The sequence below is a fragment of the Pirellulimonas nuda genome (genome assembly GCF_007750855.1).
Classification (GTDB): Bacteria; Planctomycetota; Planctomycetia; order Pirellulales; family Lacipirellulaceae; genus Pirellulimonas; species Pirellulimonas nuda.
Map to the genome: position 1 here is coordinate 5,694,807 of NZ_CP036291.1, position 17,662 is coordinate 5,712,468.

The 17,662-nt window shown below is 68.0% G+C and carries 17 protein-coding genes and 1 tRNA gene; 9 read left to right on the top strand and 9 right to left on the bottom strand.

Annotated features, from left to right (window positions below; translation table 11 throughout):
* Positions 1-75: 75 nt before the first annotated feature.
* From Pla175_RS22115 to dgt, 4 genes are all read left to right on the top strand, one after another.
* Positions 76-744, top strand: a complete 669-nt coding sequence (locus tag Pla175_RS22115; RefSeq protein WP_145290815.1) for a redox-sensing transcriptional repressor Rex — start codon at positions 76-78, stop codon at positions 742-744.
* A gap of 49 nt (positions 745-793) precedes the next feature.
* Positions 794-864 (top strand) — tRNA-Gln (locus tag Pla175_RS22120).
* A 111-nt stretch (positions 865-975) separates the two neighbouring features.
* On the top strand, positions 976-1,974 hold the full coding sequence (locus tag Pla175_RS22125) for a 3'(2'),5'-bisphosphate nucleotidase (protein ID WP_145290819.1): 999 nt from the start codon (positions 976-978) through the stop codon (positions 1,972-1,974).
* A 135-nt stretch (positions 1,975-2,109) separates the two neighbouring features.
* Entirely contained in the window at positions 2,110-3,237 is a 1,128-nt protein-coding gene (gene dgt, locus Pla175_RS22130; RefSeq protein WP_145290822.1) for a dGTP triphosphohydrolase, read from the top strand.
* 19 nt (positions 3,238-3,256) lie between these two features.
* On the opposite strand, the gene hemW is transcribed toward dgt, so the two are convergent.
* From hemW to egtD, 5 genes are all read right to left on the bottom strand, one after another.
* Positions 3,257-4,390: a radical SAM family heme chaperone HemW gene (hemW, locus tag Pla175_RS22135; protein WP_145290826.1), complete on the bottom strand. Its 1,134-nt coding sequence runs from the start codon at positions 4,388-4,390 to the stop codon at positions 3,257-3,259.
* A 123-nt stretch (positions 4,391-4,513) separates the two neighbouring features.
* Positions 4,514-4,702 (bottom strand): hypothetical protein, encoded by a 189-nt coding sequence (locus Pla175_RS22140; RefSeq protein ID WP_145290828.1) that lies wholly within the window; start codon positions 4,700-4,702, stop codon positions 4,514-4,516.
* A gap of 124 nt (positions 4,703-4,826) precedes the next feature.
* Positions 4,827-6,131, bottom strand: coding sequence for an ergothioneine biosynthesis protein EgtB (gene egtB, locus Pla175_RS22145; RefSeq protein WP_145290830.1), 1,305 nt, complete (start codon positions 6,129-6,131; stop codon positions 4,827-4,829).
* On the bottom strand, positions 6,128-6,412 hold the full coding sequence (locus Pla175_RS22150) for a DUF427 domain-containing protein (protein WP_145290833.1): 285 nt from the start codon (positions 6,410-6,412) through the stop codon (positions 6,128-6,130). The genes egtB and Pla175_RS22150 overlap by 4 nt, the downstream gene beginning before the upstream one ends.
* Positions 6,413-6,548: 136 nt before the next feature.
* Entirely contained in the window at positions 6,549-7,529 is a 981-nt protein-coding gene (gene egtD, locus Pla175_RS22155; RefSeq protein ID WP_231954015.1) for an L-histidine N(alpha)-methyltransferase, read from the bottom strand.
* Positions 7,530-7,744: 215 nt separating this feature from the next.
* On the opposite strand from egtD, the gene Pla175_RS22160 reads away from it, so the two are divergent.
* From Pla175_RS22160 to Pla175_RS22170, 3 genes are all read left to right on the top strand, one after another.
* Positions 7,745-8,662, top strand: a complete 918-nt coding sequence (locus Pla175_RS22160; protein ID WP_197527067.1) for a M28 family peptidase — start codon at positions 7,745-7,747, stop codon at positions 8,660-8,662.
* Between the two features lie 77 nt (positions 8,663-8,739).
* Complete coding sequence (locus Pla175_RS22165) at positions 8,740-9,177, top strand: hypothetical protein (RefSeq protein WP_145290839.1); 438 nt, start codon at positions 8,740-8,742, stop codon at positions 9,175-9,177.
* Positions 9,177-9,830, top strand: a complete 654-nt coding sequence (locus tag Pla175_RS22170) for a hypothetical protein (protein ID WP_145290841.1) — start codon at positions 9,177-9,179, stop codon at positions 9,828-9,830. Before Pla175_RS22165 ends, Pla175_RS22170 begins: the two co-directional genes overlap by 1 nt.
* A 19-nt stretch (positions 9,831-9,849) precedes the next feature.
* Here Pla175_RS22170 and Pla175_RS22175 read toward each other — a convergent pair whose 3' ends face one another.
* Positions 9,850-10,167 (bottom strand): ASCH domain-containing protein, encoded by a 318-nt coding sequence (locus Pla175_RS22175; RefSeq protein ID WP_145290843.1) that lies wholly within the window; start codon positions 10,165-10,167, stop codon positions 9,850-9,852.
* A 426-nt stretch (positions 10,168-10,593) separates the two neighbouring features.
* On the opposite strand from Pla175_RS22175, the gene Pla175_RS22180 reads away from it, so the two are divergent.
* Positions 10,594-11,133 carry a hypothetical protein gene (locus Pla175_RS22180; RefSeq protein WP_145290845.1) on the top strand — a complete coding sequence of 180 codons (540 nt, stop codon included), beginning with the start codon at positions 10,594-10,596 and terminating at the stop codon, positions 11,131-11,133.
* A 79-nt stretch (positions 11,134-11,212) separates the two neighbouring features.
* On the opposite strand, the gene Pla175_RS22185 is transcribed toward Pla175_RS22180, so the two are convergent.
* The gene (locus Pla175_RS22185) at positions 11,213-12,040 is read right to left on the bottom strand and encodes an inositol monophosphatase family protein (RefSeq protein WP_145290847.1); all 828 of its coding nucleotides are present in this window, start codon (positions 12,038-12,040) and stop codon (positions 11,213-11,215) included.
* Positions 12,041-12,204: 164 nt separating this feature from the next.
* Positions 12,205-12,480, bottom strand: coding sequence for a hypothetical protein (locus Pla175_RS22190; protein WP_145290849.1), 276 nt, complete (start codon positions 12,478-12,480; stop codon positions 12,205-12,207).
* 333 nt (positions 12,481-12,813) lie between these two features.
* Between Pla175_RS22190 and Pla175_RS22195 the strand changes: the two genes are divergently transcribed.
* The gene (locus Pla175_RS22195) at positions 12,814-14,412 is read left to right on the top strand and encodes an AMP-binding protein (protein WP_145290852.1); all 1,599 of its coding nucleotides are present in this window, start codon (positions 12,814-12,816) and stop codon (positions 14,410-14,412) included.
* Between the two features lie 111 nt (positions 14,413-14,523).
* Here Pla175_RS22195 and Pla175_RS22200 read toward each other — a convergent pair whose 3' ends face one another.
* Positions 14,524-17,406 carry an autotransporter outer membrane beta-barrel domain-containing protein gene (locus tag Pla175_RS22200; protein WP_145290854.1) on the bottom strand — a complete coding sequence of 961 codons (2,883 nt, stop codon included), beginning with the start codon at positions 17,404-17,406 and terminating at the stop codon, positions 14,524-14,526.
* Positions 17,407-17,662 lie beyond the last annotated feature (256 nt).

The following is a 17,662-nucleotide window of genomic DNA, read 5'->3' on the forward strand; positions in this document are numbered from 1 at the left end:
GCGATCCGCGAGTAAAGTTCCTTCATCTGGCCGGGTCTGTCTGGCCGGAGGCCTTCCCTTTGCTGGCAAACGGGTGTGAACGTCGGAAAACGCAAACCAGCACCGGTCGACCCTGCCAGCGTCCCCAAGGCCGTCGTTAGCCGGTTGAGCCTCTACCTGCGCGAGTTGCAGCAACTGCTACGCGGCGGGCAGACCACGGTCAGCTCCAGCCAGTTGGGCCGGTTGTTGGGGTTCACGGACGCCCAGGTGCGGCGAGACCTGGCCTACTTCGGGCATTTCGGCCAGCGGGGGGTCGGCTACCGCTGCGACGAGCTGGTCCGCGCGATCCGCGGCATCCTGGGGACCGACCGCGAGTGGACCGTCGCCATGGTGGGGGTAGGAAACCTGGGCCGGGCCCTGCTGGGCTACCGTGGGTTCAACGCCCAGGGGTTCCGCATCGTGGCGGCGTTCGACGCCGACCCGGGCAAGGTAAACCGCACAATCGAAGGGATCCCGATCTTCCCCCCCGACCACCTGGGGCAGGTGATCCGCGAGCAAGCGATCCCCATCGGGCTGATCGCTTCCCCGGCCGCGGCCGCCCAGCAGGTGGCCGATCAGATGGTCGAGGCCGGGGTGGTAGGGATCCTGAACTTCGCCCCGGTTACGCTGGCCCTGCCGGGCCACGTGAGCCTCGTGGGGGTCGACCTGGCGACCGAACTCGAGCAGCTCTGCTTCTCGGTAGCCAATCGGGCGGGCCCCCGTTAGCCTAACGGGCGTTTCGCGGTAGACTACGTGCAGCGAGCAGAAGCTTCGTTACCCCGTGGTGTAATGGTAACACTAGGGATTTTGATTCCCTCATTCCAGGTTCGAGCCCTGGCGGGGTAGTTTTTTCGTAGTTCGTGGCCCGTTGTCCGTGGTCAGTTGCGGGCCCGTGAGTGTGCGGCCCGTGGGCTGACCGCTGAAAGCTGACCGCCGAACGCTCTCTGGAAACGCAGCATGTTCGATCGGCCCGAGGCCCAGTTCGCGATCAGCGCCGTCCGCGAGGCGGCCCAACTGGTCCGGCGGGTGCAGGCAGAGATGGTCACCGACGCCCTCACCAAGGGGGACCGCTCGCCGGTGACCGTGGGCGACTTCGCGGCCCAGGCGCTGGTCGCCTACCGCATGAAAGAAGCGCTCCCGGGCGCGGTGCTGCTGGGCGAAGAGAACGCCGCGAGCCTCCGCACGGCCGACGGCGCCGAGACGCTGGCCGCGGTTACCAAGTTTGTCGCCTCGGCGCTTCCGGGCATCGACTCCGAAGCGGTGTGCGACCTGATCGACCGCGGCGCCGCAGACGCGACCGCCGACTACTGGACGCTCGACCCCATCGACGGCACCAAGGGCTTCCTGCGCGGCGATCAGTACGCCGTGGCGTTGGGGCTGGTCGAGGGGGGACGCGTCGCAATCGGCGTGCTTGGCTGCCCCGACCTGGCCGACGGCGTCACGGGCCAGAAAGGGGGCCCGGGGTCGATCCTGGCCGCCTCGCGCGGCCGAGGCGCCCACCTTCAGGCGCTCGACCAACCAGACAGCCCGTGGCGGCGGCTGAGCGTGTCGACCGTTGCCGACCCCGCACAGACCCGCGTGCTGCGGTCGGTAGAGAAGGCCCACACCAGCATCTCCGGCATCGACCGCGTGCTGGACGCGATGGGCGTTTCCGGCCAAGCCATCCCGATGGACAGCCAGGCCAAGTACGCGGTGCTCGCCGCCGGCGGTGGTGAGATGCTGGTGCGTTTGCTCGCCGCGGACCGCCCCGACTACCGCGAGAAGGTGTGGGACCAAGCCGCCGGCTCGATCGTGATCGAAGAGGCCGGGGGCCGGGTGACCGACCTGGCGGGCAGGACGCTCGACTTCGGCCAGGGCCGCACGCTGGCCCACAACCGCGGCGTGCTGGCCACCAACGGCCCGCTGCACGACGCGGCGCTCGCGGCGATCGCAGAGCTTGGTTACGGATCCAAGTAGGGCCCGCCGCGGCGGGCCGAGCCGCGGAAGGCGCCGTCGCCCCGAGCACTGTTGCGTAGAAGGATTCGACTTCCCGCCCGCTTCGACATCTCCCCCGCACGTCGGGCGCCGCCCGACCTACCCCCCCGCCCACCCGTGACCGCAGACGAGCGTGAAGCCCTGCTGCTCGCCTCCTTCGCGGTCCGCAGCGCCGGCGCCGTGCGGCGCCACGCGGAGCCGCTCCACCGCTACCGCTCTGCGTTCCAGCGGGACCGCGACCGCATTGTCCACAGCGCCGCCTTCCGCCGCCTCGCGCAGAAGACGCAGGTGTTCACCGGCGATGGACATGGCTACCACCGCACGCGGCTGACCCACACGATGGAAGTGGCGTCTATCGCGCGGACGCTCGCCCGCGCGCTGCGGCTCAATGAAGACCTGGTCGAGGCGCTGGCGCTGCTGCACGACATCGGCCACCCCCCCTTTGGCCACGCCGGCGAGGACGTGCTGGACGCCAAGCTTGAGGGCGTCGGGGGGTTCAACCACAACGCCCAGGCGCTGCGGATCGTCGAGCGGCTGGAGCAGCGCTACCCCAACTTCCCCGGGCTGAACCTCACCACCGACGTGCTGGACGGCCAGCGCCGTCGGGCCGCGGGGGGAAAGCGGCACGGGCCGGGCGCCACGCTGGAGGCCCAGGTGGTGGAGGCCGCCGACAGCATCGCGTACAACGCCCACGACGCAGACGACGCCCTAGAGATCGGGCTGCTGGAGTTCAAGGACCTGCTCGACGCCGAACTCTGGGCGAGCGCCGCCGAAGCCGTTGACCACCGGCACTCCGCGCTCGACACGCACCAGCGGCGGAGGGCGGTCGTTCACGAACTGCTCGACGTCCAGGTGGGAGACCTCTTGAACGCCACGCAGCGCCGCCTGACCGAGGCGGGTTTCGACTCGCCCGACGACGCCCGAGCCGCACCGCCGGTGGTTGGCGTCTCCGCCGCGATGCAGGTCCGCAAGCGGCAGCTCGAAGCGCTATTGTTCGAGCGCGTCTACCGGCATCCGCGGCTGCTGGAGCGGCGGGACCAGGTGAAGCAAACGCTGGGCAATGCGTTCGACGAGTTGGTCCGCAAGCACGACATGCTGCCAGAACCATACGCATCGGTCGCGCAAGACGAGGGGGCGGCGCGGGGCGTTGCAGACATATTGGCGAACCTCACCGACGATGCCGTGCTCTCGATCAAACGCTTCGATCACGGGGCGGAACACGGCCGTGACTTCTTGGACGTCTGAGTCTTTCCAGACCTCCCCGCTACAGCAACTCTGGCCAAATCGCGTCGCTCACCAGCAGGCCGTCGCGGGTAAGGCGTACCCGCTCGCCGTCGTCGCTGAGCATCCCGAGCGCGACGAATTTCTCGATCGCGGCGCCGGCAAGCCCGTCGAGTCCGAAGCCGGTGTCCGCGGCAAACGCGGCGCGCTCCACCCCTTCGATCCGCCGCAAACCGAACACCAGCCGCTCGCGCGCCCGCGCTTCGGCGTCCAGCGTCTCGCGTTCGGCGACCGGCGACCGGCCCCCCAGCACGCGCTTGAGGTACGTCGTGGTGCTGCGGTGGTTGGTCTCGCGCACCCCCTGGGTGTACCGCGCCGCGCCCGGGCCGAGCGCGTCGAACGCCCCCCCCGACCAGTAGACCTGGTTGTGGCGGCTGCGGCGCCCGGGGAGGGCGAAGTTGGACACCTCGTAGTGCTCAAACCCCGCGGCGGTCAATCGCTCGATGGCCAGCTCGTACATCGCGCGCTGCGGCTCGTCTCCCAGCTCTTCCAGCCCGCCGTGCATCCGACGCGACCAGAACGACGTGCCGCGTTCGAACGTCAGCCCGTAGGTCGACGCGTGGTCGGGCCCGAGGGCTGCCAGCGCGTCGAGGTCGGCCCGCCACTGGTCGAGGGTCTCGCCGGGCGCCGCAAAGATCAGGTCGAGCGCGACCCTGATGCCGTGCTGCTTGGCCGAAGCGACCGTGCGTGCGATGTCGCCCGCAGCGTGGTCGCGTTCCAGCAGCCGCAGCTTCGCGTCGCGCAGCGACTGGGCGCCCAGGCTGAGCCGGGTGACCCCCAGCTCCGCCATCCGGGCGACGTAGGCGTCGCCCAGGTCGGCCGGGTTCGCCTCGACGGTCCACTCGGCGCCGGCCGCCAGCGGGCGGGCTGCTAGCAGCATCTCGCTGAGCCGAACGAAGTCTGGCAGCGGCAGACGGGTCGGCGTGCCGCCGCCGAAGTAGAGGGTGTCCACCTCGCACGGCCCGGGACGCAGGGCCAGCTCTGCTTCGATCGCCCTCAGGTAGTCGCCCACCAGGTGATCGCGGCCGGCGACCACCGCAAAGTTGCAGTAGCCGCAGCGGTGGGCGCAGAACGGCACATGAACGTAGGCGCTACGCGGCGTTGCGAAGGGGTCCATCAGACAAACGTCCACCAACCGGGCGAGCCGTCGGCGTCAGCCGCCGGAGTAGTACGCAGCGATCCGTCGCTCCCGCCCTGCAGCACTCCGGCGGCTGACGCCGCCGGCTCGCCTGGGGCCCGGCTATTTGGCGTTCTTCTTGGCGGCGGCCGCCAGCGCCTTGGCGATTAGCGCAGAGGAGTCGGGGGTGCTCATCTTCGAGAGCACCACGAACGCCTCGGACAGCACCCGCTTGGTTTCGGCGACGTTGATCTGCGTCTTGCCGGTGTCTACGCGGCGGGAGACTTCGTTGTAGAACTCAGAAACGTTCATGCGGATTTGCGGGGCTGAAGGTGCGAACAAGTGACCGGTGCGGCCGATTGTAGACGCTCCGCGTAGAAGCGCGAACCGCTGGCGCACGACGGGGCAGACGATCTCGGACCGACGGCCCGGGCGCCTACGCGGACGGTTCGCCGTCGCGGGCGAGGCGCAGGCCGGTGAACTGCCAACGCGCGTCGGGCGCAAAGAAGTTGCGGTAGGTAGCACGCGCGTGCCCCGACGGCGTGGCGCACGACGCGCCGCGCAGCACGAACGATCCGCACATGAACTTGCCGTTGTACTCGCCGAGCGCCCCCGCGGGGGGGCGGTAGCCCGGGTAGGCAGAGTAGGCGCTAGAGGTCCACTGCCAGGCCTCGCCGTACGCCTGCCGATCGGCGCCGGTCGCGGGGCCGGGGTGGATCGCCTGCCGCGAAGCGATCCGCTGGTCCGCGAACGCCCCCTGGACCTTCTCGTTTGCGAAGGCGACCTCCCACTCGGCCTCGGTGGGCAGGCGGGCGCCGGCCCAGCGGGCGTAGGCGTCTGCCTCGAAGTAGCTGACGTGGGTGACCGGCTCGGCGCCGACCACCGGCCGCGGGCCGGCGAGCGTGAACTGCGACCACGCCTGAGCCGCGTCGTCGCGGCGCCAGTATAGCGGCGCCTTCCAGGCGCCTTGCTGCACGGCCTGCCAGCCGGCGCTCAGCCAAAACTCGGGCCGGCGGTAGCCGCCGTCGTCGATGAACGCCCCGTACTCTTCGCAGGTCACCAGCCGGCCGGCGATCTGAAAGTCGTCGAGCCACACGCGGTGGCGGGGCGACTCATTGTCGTAGGCGAAGCCCGGCCCCCCGTGCCCGATCCTGCACTGCCCCCCCGCAACGCTGATCCAGCGCGCCTGCCGCGCGGTCGCGGTCGAGGACGCCCGCGGCTCTCGGAACACGGGCCCCAGCGGGTTGAGCGACAGGGCGTGCTTGATGTCGGTAAGGATCAGCTCTTGATGCTGCTGCTCGTGGTTGACGCCGATCTCCAGCACCGACGCCGCGTTTGCCGGAAGATCGGCTTCGAGCAGCGTGCTGTCGACGTGGCTTCGGTACGCCATCACCTCGTCTAGCGTGGGCCGCGACAGCAGCCCCCGCTGGGCCCGGGGGAACTGCTCGCCCACCGTGTTGTAGTACGAGTTGAAAAGCGTCTCGAACGCCGGGTGGGGCGACCGGTAGCCCGGCAGCGGCTTGAGCAGAAACGTCTCGAAGAACCAAGTGGTGTGCGCCAGGTGCCACCGCACCGGACTGGCGTCGGGCATCGATTGCAGCACCGTGTCTTCGGGGTGCAGCGTCTCGCACAGCGTGCGCGAGAAGCCGCGGACCGACCGGTAGCGGTCGAGCAGTGCGTCCAGCGACGGGGGGGGGCGTACGGCGCCGGGGCCATCGGACGTTGGGGGGGCGAACGTCATGGCGCCACCGTCACTCCTTTCCAGAACGCCACGTAGCCGCGGATCGCTTCGGCCTTGGGCTTGGGATCGGGGTAGTACCAAGCGGCCTGTTCGTTCACGTGGCCGTCGACCTCGACGTCGTAGTAGCTGGCGGTCCCCTTCCAGCCGCACACGGTGTGGGCGTCCGAGGGCTTGAACATCTCTTGCTTGAGCGAGTCGGGGGGGAAGTAGACGTTCCCCTCGACGATCTGCGTGTCGTCGCTCTCGGCCAGGGTGGCGCCGTTCCACATTGCTTTGGGCATGCTGCTTGGAAGGTGCAAAGTGATCAGGAAGTAGCTATTGAAATAGTAGCCCGATGGGTAAGCGAGGAAGCAGCGGTTGTTATCCCCGGTCCCTCGTTTACGCGTCGGGCTGCCGTTGTGATGCGTCTCTTTCCGGTTAGCTGGGTCGTTCCACGACGCAGTGAGCAACCGCAAACCACTGTTTGGGGTCGGTCCAGACGCGGTGGACCCCCATGCCGGCCGAGGCCGCCATCGCCTCGAACTGGGGGAGCGTGTACTTGTGGGAGTACTCGGTGTGGATCGATTCGCCGGCTTCGAACGCGATCGACGCGTCGCCGATCTCAACCGTTTGGCGCTGGCGTGAGACCAGCGAGATCGATACCCGGCCCTGGGCGTCCTGGTAAACGGCGCGGTGCGCGAACCGATCGACCTCGAACCGGCCGTCGAGCTCGCGGTTGATGCGGTGCAGCAGGTTGAGGTTGAACGCGGCGGTGACCCCCTCGCGGTCGTTGTACGCCGCCTCGATGACGCGCGGGTCTTTCTGCAGGTCGAAGCCAATCACCAACCCGCCCCCAACGCCCACCAGCCGTGCGATGCCGCTCAGCAACCCGCGGGCGGCGTCGGGCAAGAAATTGCCGATGGTTGATCCGGGGAAGAACACCGCGCTGTGCGATGGGGGCCGCGGGAAGTCTGGCAGGCTGAACCCTTGGCTGAAGTCCGCGCACACTGGCAGCACGTCGACCGCCGGGTAGGCGCGGGCGATCCCGGCCGCGGAGGCCTCGAGGTGACGCAGCGAGATATCGACCGGCACGTAGGCAATCGGGTCGATCATCGCGTCGAGCAGCAGCCGCGACTTCACGCTGCTGCCGCTGCCGTACTCCACGAGCGCCGCGCGGGGGCCGATCTGCCGGGCGATCGACGCGGCGTGACGGGTCAGGATCGCCCGTTCGGTCCGGGTCGGGTAGTATTCGGGGAGCTCGCAGATCTTGTCGAACAGCAGCGACCCCGGCCGGTCGTACAGGTATTTACAGTGGATGTGCTTCGCCCGGCTCGAGAGGCCCGTTAATACGTCGCGGCGGAAGGCCGCAGCAGCGCGGGACGGGGGCGGGGCGACCAGAGCAGAGAGAGTAGAAGACACGCCTGGGCGCCTCATCGAGATGCGAGTGTTTTAGCATTCATAGCCGGTTGGCTTGGTTCGACAACCGCCGGGGTCCGAATGCAAACCGCGCGCCGCTTGGCCGGCAGGCCGCGGGGCGACCGCCCTACCGACTACAAATCGCGGAACAAAACCCGATGACAAATCTTTGGCGCCGATTGATTTTCTTTGGAGTAACGTTCGGGATGGCCCTGTGCATGACTGAGGGCGCCCGAGCGGCGGGGGACGCCCCCGCCAACCCGCTCGACGCCCAACGGGCGATGGGCTACCTCAAGCAGGTGTGCGAGTTGGGCCCCCGCCCCGCGGGCAGCCGGGCGATGATCGCCCAGCAGGAGCTGCTCACGAAGCACTTCGAGGCGCTGGGCGGCCAGGTTGAGCTGCAGGCGTTCGCGGCCCGCAACCCGCTGGGGGGCAAGCCCGTGCCGATGGCGAACCTGATCGTCCGTTGGCGCCCCGAGGCCAAACGCCGCGTGCTGTTGTGCGCGCACTACGACACCCGCCCCCTCCCCAGCAGCGACCCCAACCCGCGGGCCCGCCGCAGCGGACGGTTCATCGGCGCCAACGACGGCGGCAGCGGCGTGGCGGTGTTGATGGAGCTGGCCCACCACATGAAGGACCTGCCCCCCGACTTGGCGGTCGATTTCTGCCTGTTCGACGGCGAAGAACTCGTGTTCACCGAGGGCCGCGACCCGTACTTCCTTGGCAGCACCTGGTTCGCCAGGGAGTACGACCGCGACAAGCAGCGCGGCTACGTGTACGACGCGGCCGTGCTGCTAGACATGGTGGGGGACGCCGACCTGCAGATCTACCAAGAAGCCAACTCGGTAAGCTGGCCCGAGTCGAAGCCGCTGGTCGACCAGGTGTGGTCGACCGCCCAGCGACTGGGGGTAAAGGAGTTCATCGCCCGACCCAAGCACGTGGTGCGTGACGACCACCTGCAGTTGCGGAACATCGCCGGCATCCCGGCCTGCGACGTGATTGATTTCGACTACCCCGCCTGGCACACCGTTCGCGACACGCACCATCAGTGCTCCGGCGAGTCGCTGGCGAAGGTTGGTTGGGTGATGCTAGAGTGGATGCGGCAGCCCCCGGCGAGCCGGGCCGAAGAGCCATAGCCGGGCGTCCGCCGCCGTCAGGGCCCCGAGCGCCGCCGCTTGTGGCCCCCCATCCGACCGGTTCTTAGCCCCCCACGTTGAACGGCGTCGTCGTGCTCTGGAACTACCCCCTATCGATGTTGCTGCTCGGCGTGGCCGGGTACTTGATCGACTCGCACCGCCGCGACTGGCGGGCGAGCCTGCAAGACGCCAAGCTGCCCGACCGCAAGAGGCGCTTTGCGCGCCGGCAGTACCTGCGGCGGATGCAGGCCAGCAGCATCATCGGCGTCGTGGGGGCGCTCGTCGCCGTCTGGCCGATCGTGCCGCGTCGGCCCGCGTGGATGGCGGTCTACCTGGCGTTGTTGGTGATCGCCTGCATGTGGATCACGCTGCTGGGGCTGGTCGACGCCTGGTCGTCCAGCAACCGGCTCCGCGACGAGAAGGCAGAGGCCGCCGCGCGGCGGGCCGAGCTGCTCCATCAGGCGGGCCGCTACGCTCCGTCGGACGCCGCCCCGCACCAGGCAGAAGGAGACTGATGGTCGACCCCCTACGACTCGCGATCGCGGCTACCCCGCTGGCGGCCTACCTGTTGCTGCTTGCGCTGGTGAACGTGCGGCGCCGCCCGCTGCTGGCGACCGGCGCCGGCGACGCGGCCGCGCTGGGGGGCGGGCTGGTGGGGCTGGCGTTCATCGGCCCGATCGAGCTGTTTCGGCCTGAATCGGCCACCGCAGAGATGGGCCCCTGGGTGTGGGTGGTGCTGATCGTTCTTTACGCCCTGATCGTCTCGCTGGCGGTGCTGCTGGCGCGGCCGCGGCTGGTGATCTACAACATCGGCCTCGACGAGCTGCGGCCCGCTTTGGCCGAAGCGGTCGGTCAGCTCGACCGCGAGGCGCGTTGGGCGGGTGACAACCTCACGCTGCCGTCGCTGGGGGTGTCGCTGCACGTCGAGGCGTTCGAGTTCATGCGCCACGTCTCGCTCAAGAGCAGCGGCGACCGTCAGAACCTCGAGGGCTGGCGCCGGCTGGCACGCGCGCTGCGTCGTTCTCTGGCCAGCGTCAGCGTGCAGCCAAGCCCGCGTTGGCCCAGCTTCGCGATCACGGCAGCGGTGCTGACGGTGCTAACGCTGATTGCACTGCAGCGCCACCCGCAGCGCGTAGCCGAAGCCGTGGCGCACCTCACGCACTTCTAGCGGGCCCGCTTATTCTTGCTCAGCCCTGCGGTTCGTCCTCGGGCGCCAGCGCAAACACCACCCGGTACGCCGTGTAGCCCGCCCGGAGCTTGTCCCCGTAGATGGTCCGCAGTTCCTGCTGGAGCGCCGCGGCGGTCTCGAAGCCGTCCGGCGTCGCGTCCGCGTCGGTGAGCGCGTCGATCGCAACCGCCTCGACCGACTCGATGCGGATCGCCCCCACGCCCGGGATGTAGCTGCGTTGCCCGCTGCGCACGTGGCGGTGTTTCCAGAGCCGGATGGTCTGGGTCTTGGCGCCGCAGCGGATCGCTTCCAGGAACTTCTTCTTGAACAGCAGCATGGGTGATCGCCCCGCAACCGTGCGCGTTTAACGTGGATAGCAACTGTTCCCAACGCCCGACCGGACAGACTGCGGCCCGCCACATCTAGCCGCCGGTTCCCGCATTCCGCTTGCCCAATCCGGCCACCACGCTTACTATAAAGCCACTTCGAGAGCGTGTGGCCAAGCCATACGGCTCATCTGCCCGCAGGGAACAATCGCGGGCGCCCGTGTCGCCAATCAGTATCGTGGCAAGCGTGATCCGGCCGTCAGGCGGCAAGGATCGCGGATACTGATGACTCGCCTGCAAGAACCCGTCGTGCGTCGCGGCTAGCTCGTAGCCGTATCGTATCGATTTTGATCCGTGGAGTAGGCGCCCACGTATCAGCTCTTTGGTTCTGCGCGAAAAGCTTCTCTTCTTGGAACAGACCCTGTTGGAGGCACCCCATGAGTATCGCTGAAGGTATCGACACCGCCCGTGAAACGTTAAGCGGCCACACCTTGCCGGGCTACGCTTACGCATCGACCGAGCGCCCGCTGCACCGGATCGCCGAGGTCCGGCAGAACCAGGGCGTCTCGGTCCGCACGCTTGCGCGCCGGCTTGGAAAATCGATGGACGAGGTCCGCCGGCAAGAGAGGCCCGACAGCGACATGCCGCTTTCGGAACTCTACCGCTGGCAGCAGGGGCTCGAGTCGCCCGTGGCGGAGCTGCTGGTAGACATCGACGCCCCGCTCTCCGGCCCGGTGCTCAGCCGGGCCCGCATGCTGCGCATCATGAAGACGGTGCGCGCCATCATGGAGACCTCCAAGAACCAGGGCGTGCAGAGGCTCACCACCATGCTCGAGTCGCAGCTCATCGAGGCGATGCCGGAGCTACGCGAAGTGAGCGCCTGGCACTCGGTCGGTCAACGCCGCACCCAGGACGAGCTAGGCCGTGTCGCGGAACGGACCGTTCCCGACTCGTTCGCTAGCGACTCGCTCCGCTAACCGGCGGAGCCGGACCCGCCAACCAACTGCGGTCCGACGCGTGAGCGGGGAAGCGGCGCAATCAATGCTGCCGCCTGGCTTACGCGTCGGGCTGGGATTGGGGCGCGGCCACGGTTAGCGCCGCCAGCAGCTCTGCATGCAGCGCCGGCGTGCTGGCCGCTACGAAGTCTGCCTTCCACAGGTCGAACGCGCCGCCGTCGGAGGCGCACACCTCGCCCCCCGCCTCGGTCACCAGCAGCACCCCCGCCGCCACGTCCCACGGCTTGATCTCGCGCGCCCAGTGCCCGTCGATCCGGCCGCAGGCCAGGTAGGCCAGGTTCAACGCCGCGGAGCCGATGCGGCGGACCGCCTGACAGCGGGGCGCCAAGCGGACGAAGTCGAGCAGGTCGGGCGAGTTCTCCGCGACGTTGGCCGGCAGGCTCATCGCCAGCATGGCCTGGTCGATAGACCGCGATGCCGTGACCCGCATCGGCCTGCGTGTGCCGGCGTGCTCCAGGAAGGCGCCCCCCCTCAGGCTCGCGGCGAACAGCTCGTCTCGGTTGGGGTCGTAGATCGCCCCCGCCTGCAAGCGGTCGCCACGCGTCACCCCCACCGACACCGCGTAGCACGGGAACCCGTGCACAAAGTTCATCGTGCCGTCCAGCGGGTCGGCGACCCAGGCCAGCTCTCCCTCGTCGGGGCGCCGCTCGGAGGCTTCTCCTTCTTCGCCCACAAACACGTCGTCGGGCCGGCTGCGGCGGATCACGGCCTCGATGGCGTGCTGCGAGGCCTCGTCTGCGTCGGTGACAAAGTCGAACGCCCCCTTCAGCCGCGCCTCAAACCGGCCCGCGCGCTGTACCAGCTCGACCCCCCCGCGGCGGGCGGCTTCGATGGCGATCTCTAGCAGCGCAGCGGGTGAATCAGACAAGCTTGGGGCCTCCCCGCATCAGACGGACGCCTGACCACGGATGACACGGATTTCACGGATGGGACGGCACAAGCCTAAGAGAGACCCGAGCCAACAGCAACCGTTCTGGCCGAGCGAGGGGCCCTTGTCCCAGAAATCATCCGTGAGATCCGTGGTCGGGCGTCCTAGCCCCCCGGTTTCTTCATTGCCAGGCTGTGCAGGATCAGCACGCTCCCGACGCTCATCAGGCACCAACCGAGCCAGTCGGGGGGGCTGAGCGACTTGGACCCGGCCAGCGCCGGTGGGGCGGAGGCCGCTACGGAGGCCGAGTCTTGCCCCACCTTCTGCACGATCTTGGCCGCCTCGGGAGTAAGGGAGTACGACTCGACCATCCGGAACTGGATGCCCAGCAGCAGGATCACGAGCCCCGTGAAGAAGTACTGATTGCGATTGAATTCCATAGCGACCATCCTGGTGCGGGCCCGCAGGCGCCCGGGGGGCGCGCGTCCTTTCAGTAGGTTTCGGGGCCGATCGCACGCCCGGATCAATGCCCCGCTACGATTATCGATTGCTCGGCCGGCGCCGGAGCTAGCAGTCGGGCTAGGTCGTAATCGCTGTGCCGATTATTCTGGCGGTCGGCTTGTTCTTGGGGCGACCAACCGGACGCGGATCTTCGCGGATGAATCGGACAACGGAAGATCGACTCCTCTCGATCTCTGGAGATCCCCGTCATCCGCGATGATCCGCGTCCGGTGCGTCGCACTGCTGGCACTTATCAAAGGGAACCGCGGCCCATGAAGACCTTTCTCCAATCGATGACCCCACCTCGGGCCATGCTGCGCGTCTGCCGGCAGCGGTTGTTCGATTGGAAGATCGCCGACTCGACCGGCGACGCGCTGTCGGGGGGGCAGCTCTTGATGCGGGCGCTCATCCTCCGCCGGCTGCTGCGGCGCGAGGTGCTGGCCGCGGACGAGAAGTACGTCGGCGTGCTCATCCCCCCCTCCAACGGCTCGATGGTGGTCAACGCCGCCCTGGCGCTCGACCGGCGGGTGGTGGTGAACGTGAACTACTCCGCCACCAGCGAGGTGGTGAACGCGTGCCTCAAGGCGGCCGGGATCCGCCACGTGCTCACCAGCCAAAAGGTGCTGGATAAGCTCAACCTGAAGCTCGACGCGGAGCTGGTGCTGCTGGAGTCGCTGAAGGAGAAGCTCACCCTCGCGGACAAGCTGTCTAGCGCGGCGATTGCCTACGGGGCGCCGGCGTGGCTGACCGAGCGGCTGATCGGGCTCGCCTCGAGCAAGCCCGACGACGAGGTGACCGTCATCTTCACTTCCGGCTCGACCGGCGAGCCTAAAGGCGTCGTGCTGACCAACGGGAACGTCACCTCGAACATCTACGGCATGTACAAGGTGGTGCACCTGAACCGCCACGACATCATTCTGGGCGTCCTGCCGTTCTTCCACTCCTTTGGATACACGATCACGCTGTGGGGCCCGCTGGCGATCGACCTGCAGGCGGCGTACCACTTCAGCCCGCTGGACGCCCGCCAGGTGGGCAAGCTGGCCGGCGAGCGGAAGGCGACCATCATCCTCGCCACGCCGACGTTCCTGCGGTCGTACCTCAAACGGTGCGAGAAGGAAGACTTCGCGTCGCTGCAGGTGGTGGTGGCGGGCGCCGAGAAGCTGCCGGTCGCGCTGTCGGACGCGTTCGAAGAGAAGTTCGGCGTCCGGCCCATCGAGGGCTACGGCGCCACCGAGCTGTCGCCGCTGGTGAGCGTAAACGTGCCGGCGGGCCGCTCGACCGGGAAGAAGATCGACTCCCGCGAGGGGAGCGTCGGCCAACCCATTCCCAACGTCGAAGCGCGGATCGTCGACCCCGAAACTTGGCAGACGCTGCCCACGGGCGAGGACGGCATGCTGCTCATCCGCGGCCCCAACCTGATGAAGGGCTACCTGAACGACCCCGAGAAGACCGCCAAGGTGGTCCGCGACGGCTGGTACGTCACCGGCGACGTCGCCCGGCTGGACGCCGAGGGGTTCATCCACATCACGGGGCGCGAGAGCCGTTTCTCGAAGATCGGCGGCGAGATGGTTCCGCACGTGCTGATCGAGGAGACCATCCAGGAGTTCCTGGCCGGCGGTAAAGACGCCGACCCGATCGCGGTCGTGACGGCCGTGCCGGACGAACGCAAAGGGGAGCGCCTGATCGTGGTCCACCTGCCGATGCCCAAGACGCCGGCCGAGATCTCCAAACACCTAGCAAGCAAGGGGATGCCCAACCTGTGGGCGCCGGGCGAGGACAGCTACCTGGAAGTTGAGGAGCTGCCGCTGTTGGGCTCGGGGAAGCTGGACCTGAAGGGCCTGGCGGCGCTCGCCAAGGCGAAGTTCTCTTAAACGTGTGGCACGCCCAGAATCGCAGCGAAGGGCGTGGCGCCCATCTCGACACGCCACGCCCTTTGCTGCGCTTCAGGGCGTGGCGCCCGGGACGGAGGCCGGCCTGCACCGTTAGAACGCCGGCACGGTGGGCAGCGTCGGCGTGGCGGCGCCTGCGTCCGTGAAGTTGATTTCCGCCGGGTTAAACGTAAAGGTCTCGTTGCTGTTCCGCGTTGAGAGCGTGGTGAGGTTTGTGATGCGGAACGTTGATCCGGCGTTTTCGGTCAAATCAAAGCCGCCGCCCGAGGCGTCGTTGCCGTTGAGGTTGGCGAACAGCGTCGACGTGCCAGAGCTTGTGGCCTGAAACTCGACGCCGCCTCCGGTGTTGTTGAACACGTTGTTGGTGAGCGTCAACTGCAGGTTGGCGTCGGTGGCGGAGTTAATGTTCGCGGTGGTATTGCCGCTGCTGTTCATCAGGATGGCCCCGGTCATCTGGAACTGCACGTTGGCGCCGGTGATATCCGCCTGCAGCGCCGAGGCGTTGGTCGCATTGAACAGGTTGGCGCCGCTAATCAGCACGTCGCCGCCGGTGACGTTCGTGCCGACGTTCAGCAGCATAGCCCGGTCCGTGCCCGTGGCGTCGATCGTCACCCCCTGCATCTGCAGGTCGAAGGCGCCGCTGTTCTGAGCGTCAACGATCACGGTGCTGTCGAACGTCGAGTTGCGGATGCCGACATCCAAGCCCCCGGTGACGGTGGACCCCTTCGACACCAGCACGCCGCCGGTGCTGTCGACGCCGTTCATCCGCAGCTTGTGGTCGCCGGCGGTGGTGTAAGACGCCACGACCGCCTGACCGACGCCGGAGCCGTTCACGTCGCCGTTCACGGCGACGTTGGTCGCGTTGGTGATGCGGGCGCCGTCGCCGGTGAGATTAGAGACGTTTCCGGCGAGCGTTACCGCCCCGGTGCTGTCGGTCACGATCCAGGCGGCCGTGCCGTTGTGGTTCGCGATGGTGCCGTTGTAGGTCACCGCGGCTGAGCCGCCGTTCACCTCAAGCGCCGCGGCGCCGACATCGCCGGTCACCTGGAAGCCGGACGCAGCGGTCACCGCGCCCGTGCCCCCCTGGATGTACACGCCCCGCCCGCTGGTCTGCCCGCCGGTGAGGGTGCCAGAGGTAAGCGTGGTCGCGCCCGCGTTGTTCGAGAGCCGCACGGCGGAGTCACCCGTTGTGCCGCCGTTGTAGGTGAGCGTGGCGACCGACAGCGTGCTGCCGGCCGTGGTGTTCTCTACAAAGATGCTGTCGCCCACCACGTTGGTGGTGGTGACGCCGCTGATGGTCACGTTCTTGTTCCGCGTGGCGCCGGCGGCGGCCGTGTCTGCGGCGTCGATGTGGATGTCGTTCTGGTTGTTCTCGAACGTCATCGTCGCGATGTTCGTCGTGAACGCCACGGTCTCGTTGGCCGTCCCCGGGTCACGCACCAACGGCGCCAGGTCGATTGCGTGCTGCGTCTGGTTGCGGATGGTGAGGTTGCGGAGCGTCGGATTTCCGGCGCCCGCGGCGCCGTTGATGGCGGTCTGGCCGCTGTTGAACACGAGGTTCTCGACCGTGTTGGTGTCGGCCAGCACGACGCCCGAACCGGCCGCGGGGCCGTTGACGATGGGCGTCGCGGTGCCGGTGCTCGCCCGGGGCAGCGGGATCGCGCCCAACTGGGTGGTGTTGATGGTGTAGGCGCTGGTGCTGCTCTCGCCCAATAGCTGCTGGCCGTCCTGCAGCGTCGCCGTTTGGTTGGTGAAGGTGCTGTCGGCGTAGGCCAACACGCGGTCGTTTGCCTGGCTGTTGGCCTGGACGCTGCTGAGCGACGCCAGCGGGCGTTCGACGGTGCCGTCGCCCCCGGGCGCGGCGGCCGAGTCGACGTGCACAAACCTCAGCTCCTCGCCGGTAGCGGCGTCGGTCAGCGCCTGCGCCCCGGCGACGCTCTCTTCGTACACCGCAACGTAGTTGTTACGCATCACCGGCTCGCGCATGCGGTCCAGCACGGTGCAGGTGGGCCGCCAGTTGTCGCGCGTGCGGCCGATCATCCACGTAGCGGTGAACACGGTGTTGGTGTCGAACAGCTCGTCGTCGGTCACCACAAGCTGCAGCAGCAGGTCTGGGGTCACGTAGCCGCGGGCGCCCAGCTTGTAGCCGGCCGAATCGAGCCCCTCGCCCGCCATCCCGTAGGCGCCGCCGATGAGCCAGAAGTCGCGGTCGCGCACGCGCCGCGCCAACTCGATCTCTCCTACGCTCAGCGCGGTCTCGCGGATGCCGGTGGTGAGCTGCGACAGGTTGTTGCCGACAAAGTCGATCTCGCCGGTTGGCGAGAAATCTGATTCTAGCGCCTGATCCAACAGCGGCGCGTAGCCGTTGGCGCGGATGTCGAACGTGTCTCCCAGGTACTCCAGCGAGGTGCCGATCTGGCTGATGAAGCGTCCGTTCTGGGTCGAGGTGCCGTCCGACCAGATGCTGACGCCCATCACCTTGGCGTCGTCGGGCCCGACCGGCAGCACCGGCAGGGTGAGGAAGCGGTAGCCGATGCCGGCGTTGTAGCCGACGTGCGACTCTTCATTCAGCACGATCTGGCCGTCGACGAACAGCATCGCGTCGTCCTCGATCGGAAACAGACGCATGGTGCCCAGGTCGAGGCTCCCGCCCGGCTGCCCGTACCCCTCGGTGGTGTAGCGTGCGCGGAGGAAGAACCCGCGTGTCGGGTCGACGGAGAAGGCCGTGGGGGGCGGAACCTCGTGGCCGTCCCCTTCCGCGGGGGCGAAGTACGGAGACTGGTCCACCACGTCCGGAACAATCTGGTAGGGAGAGTTGCCGGCCGGCGCCTGCGCGCCCAGGGGGGCGTTGGGCTCGGGGGGAAGACCGTCTAGGAACGATCCTTCCTCTGGCGGCAACGACAACTGCTGGGCGCCCGCGGCGCCACACCAAATCGTGAACAGGACCACGAGCGTGGCCAATCGAAGGAGCGTCATCGGCGACTTCCTGCGCGCATGTTTAGACTCATCGCCCCCACTCCCGCAGCGGAGGCGGCGGGACATTAGCGGCAGGGCCCAGATCGCACAAGACCAGTTTCTGGAAATCCCAGACAACGCGCAAGACCGGCTGCTGAGCCTGAATTAAAGCCTAAAGACACACTCACAGAGACCCGCAACAAAAGAAAAACTACTCATTGCAAGCCGCGAAGAACGCTCCCCAAGAGAATCCCGCAATGGCCGCCATCGTTGCCGG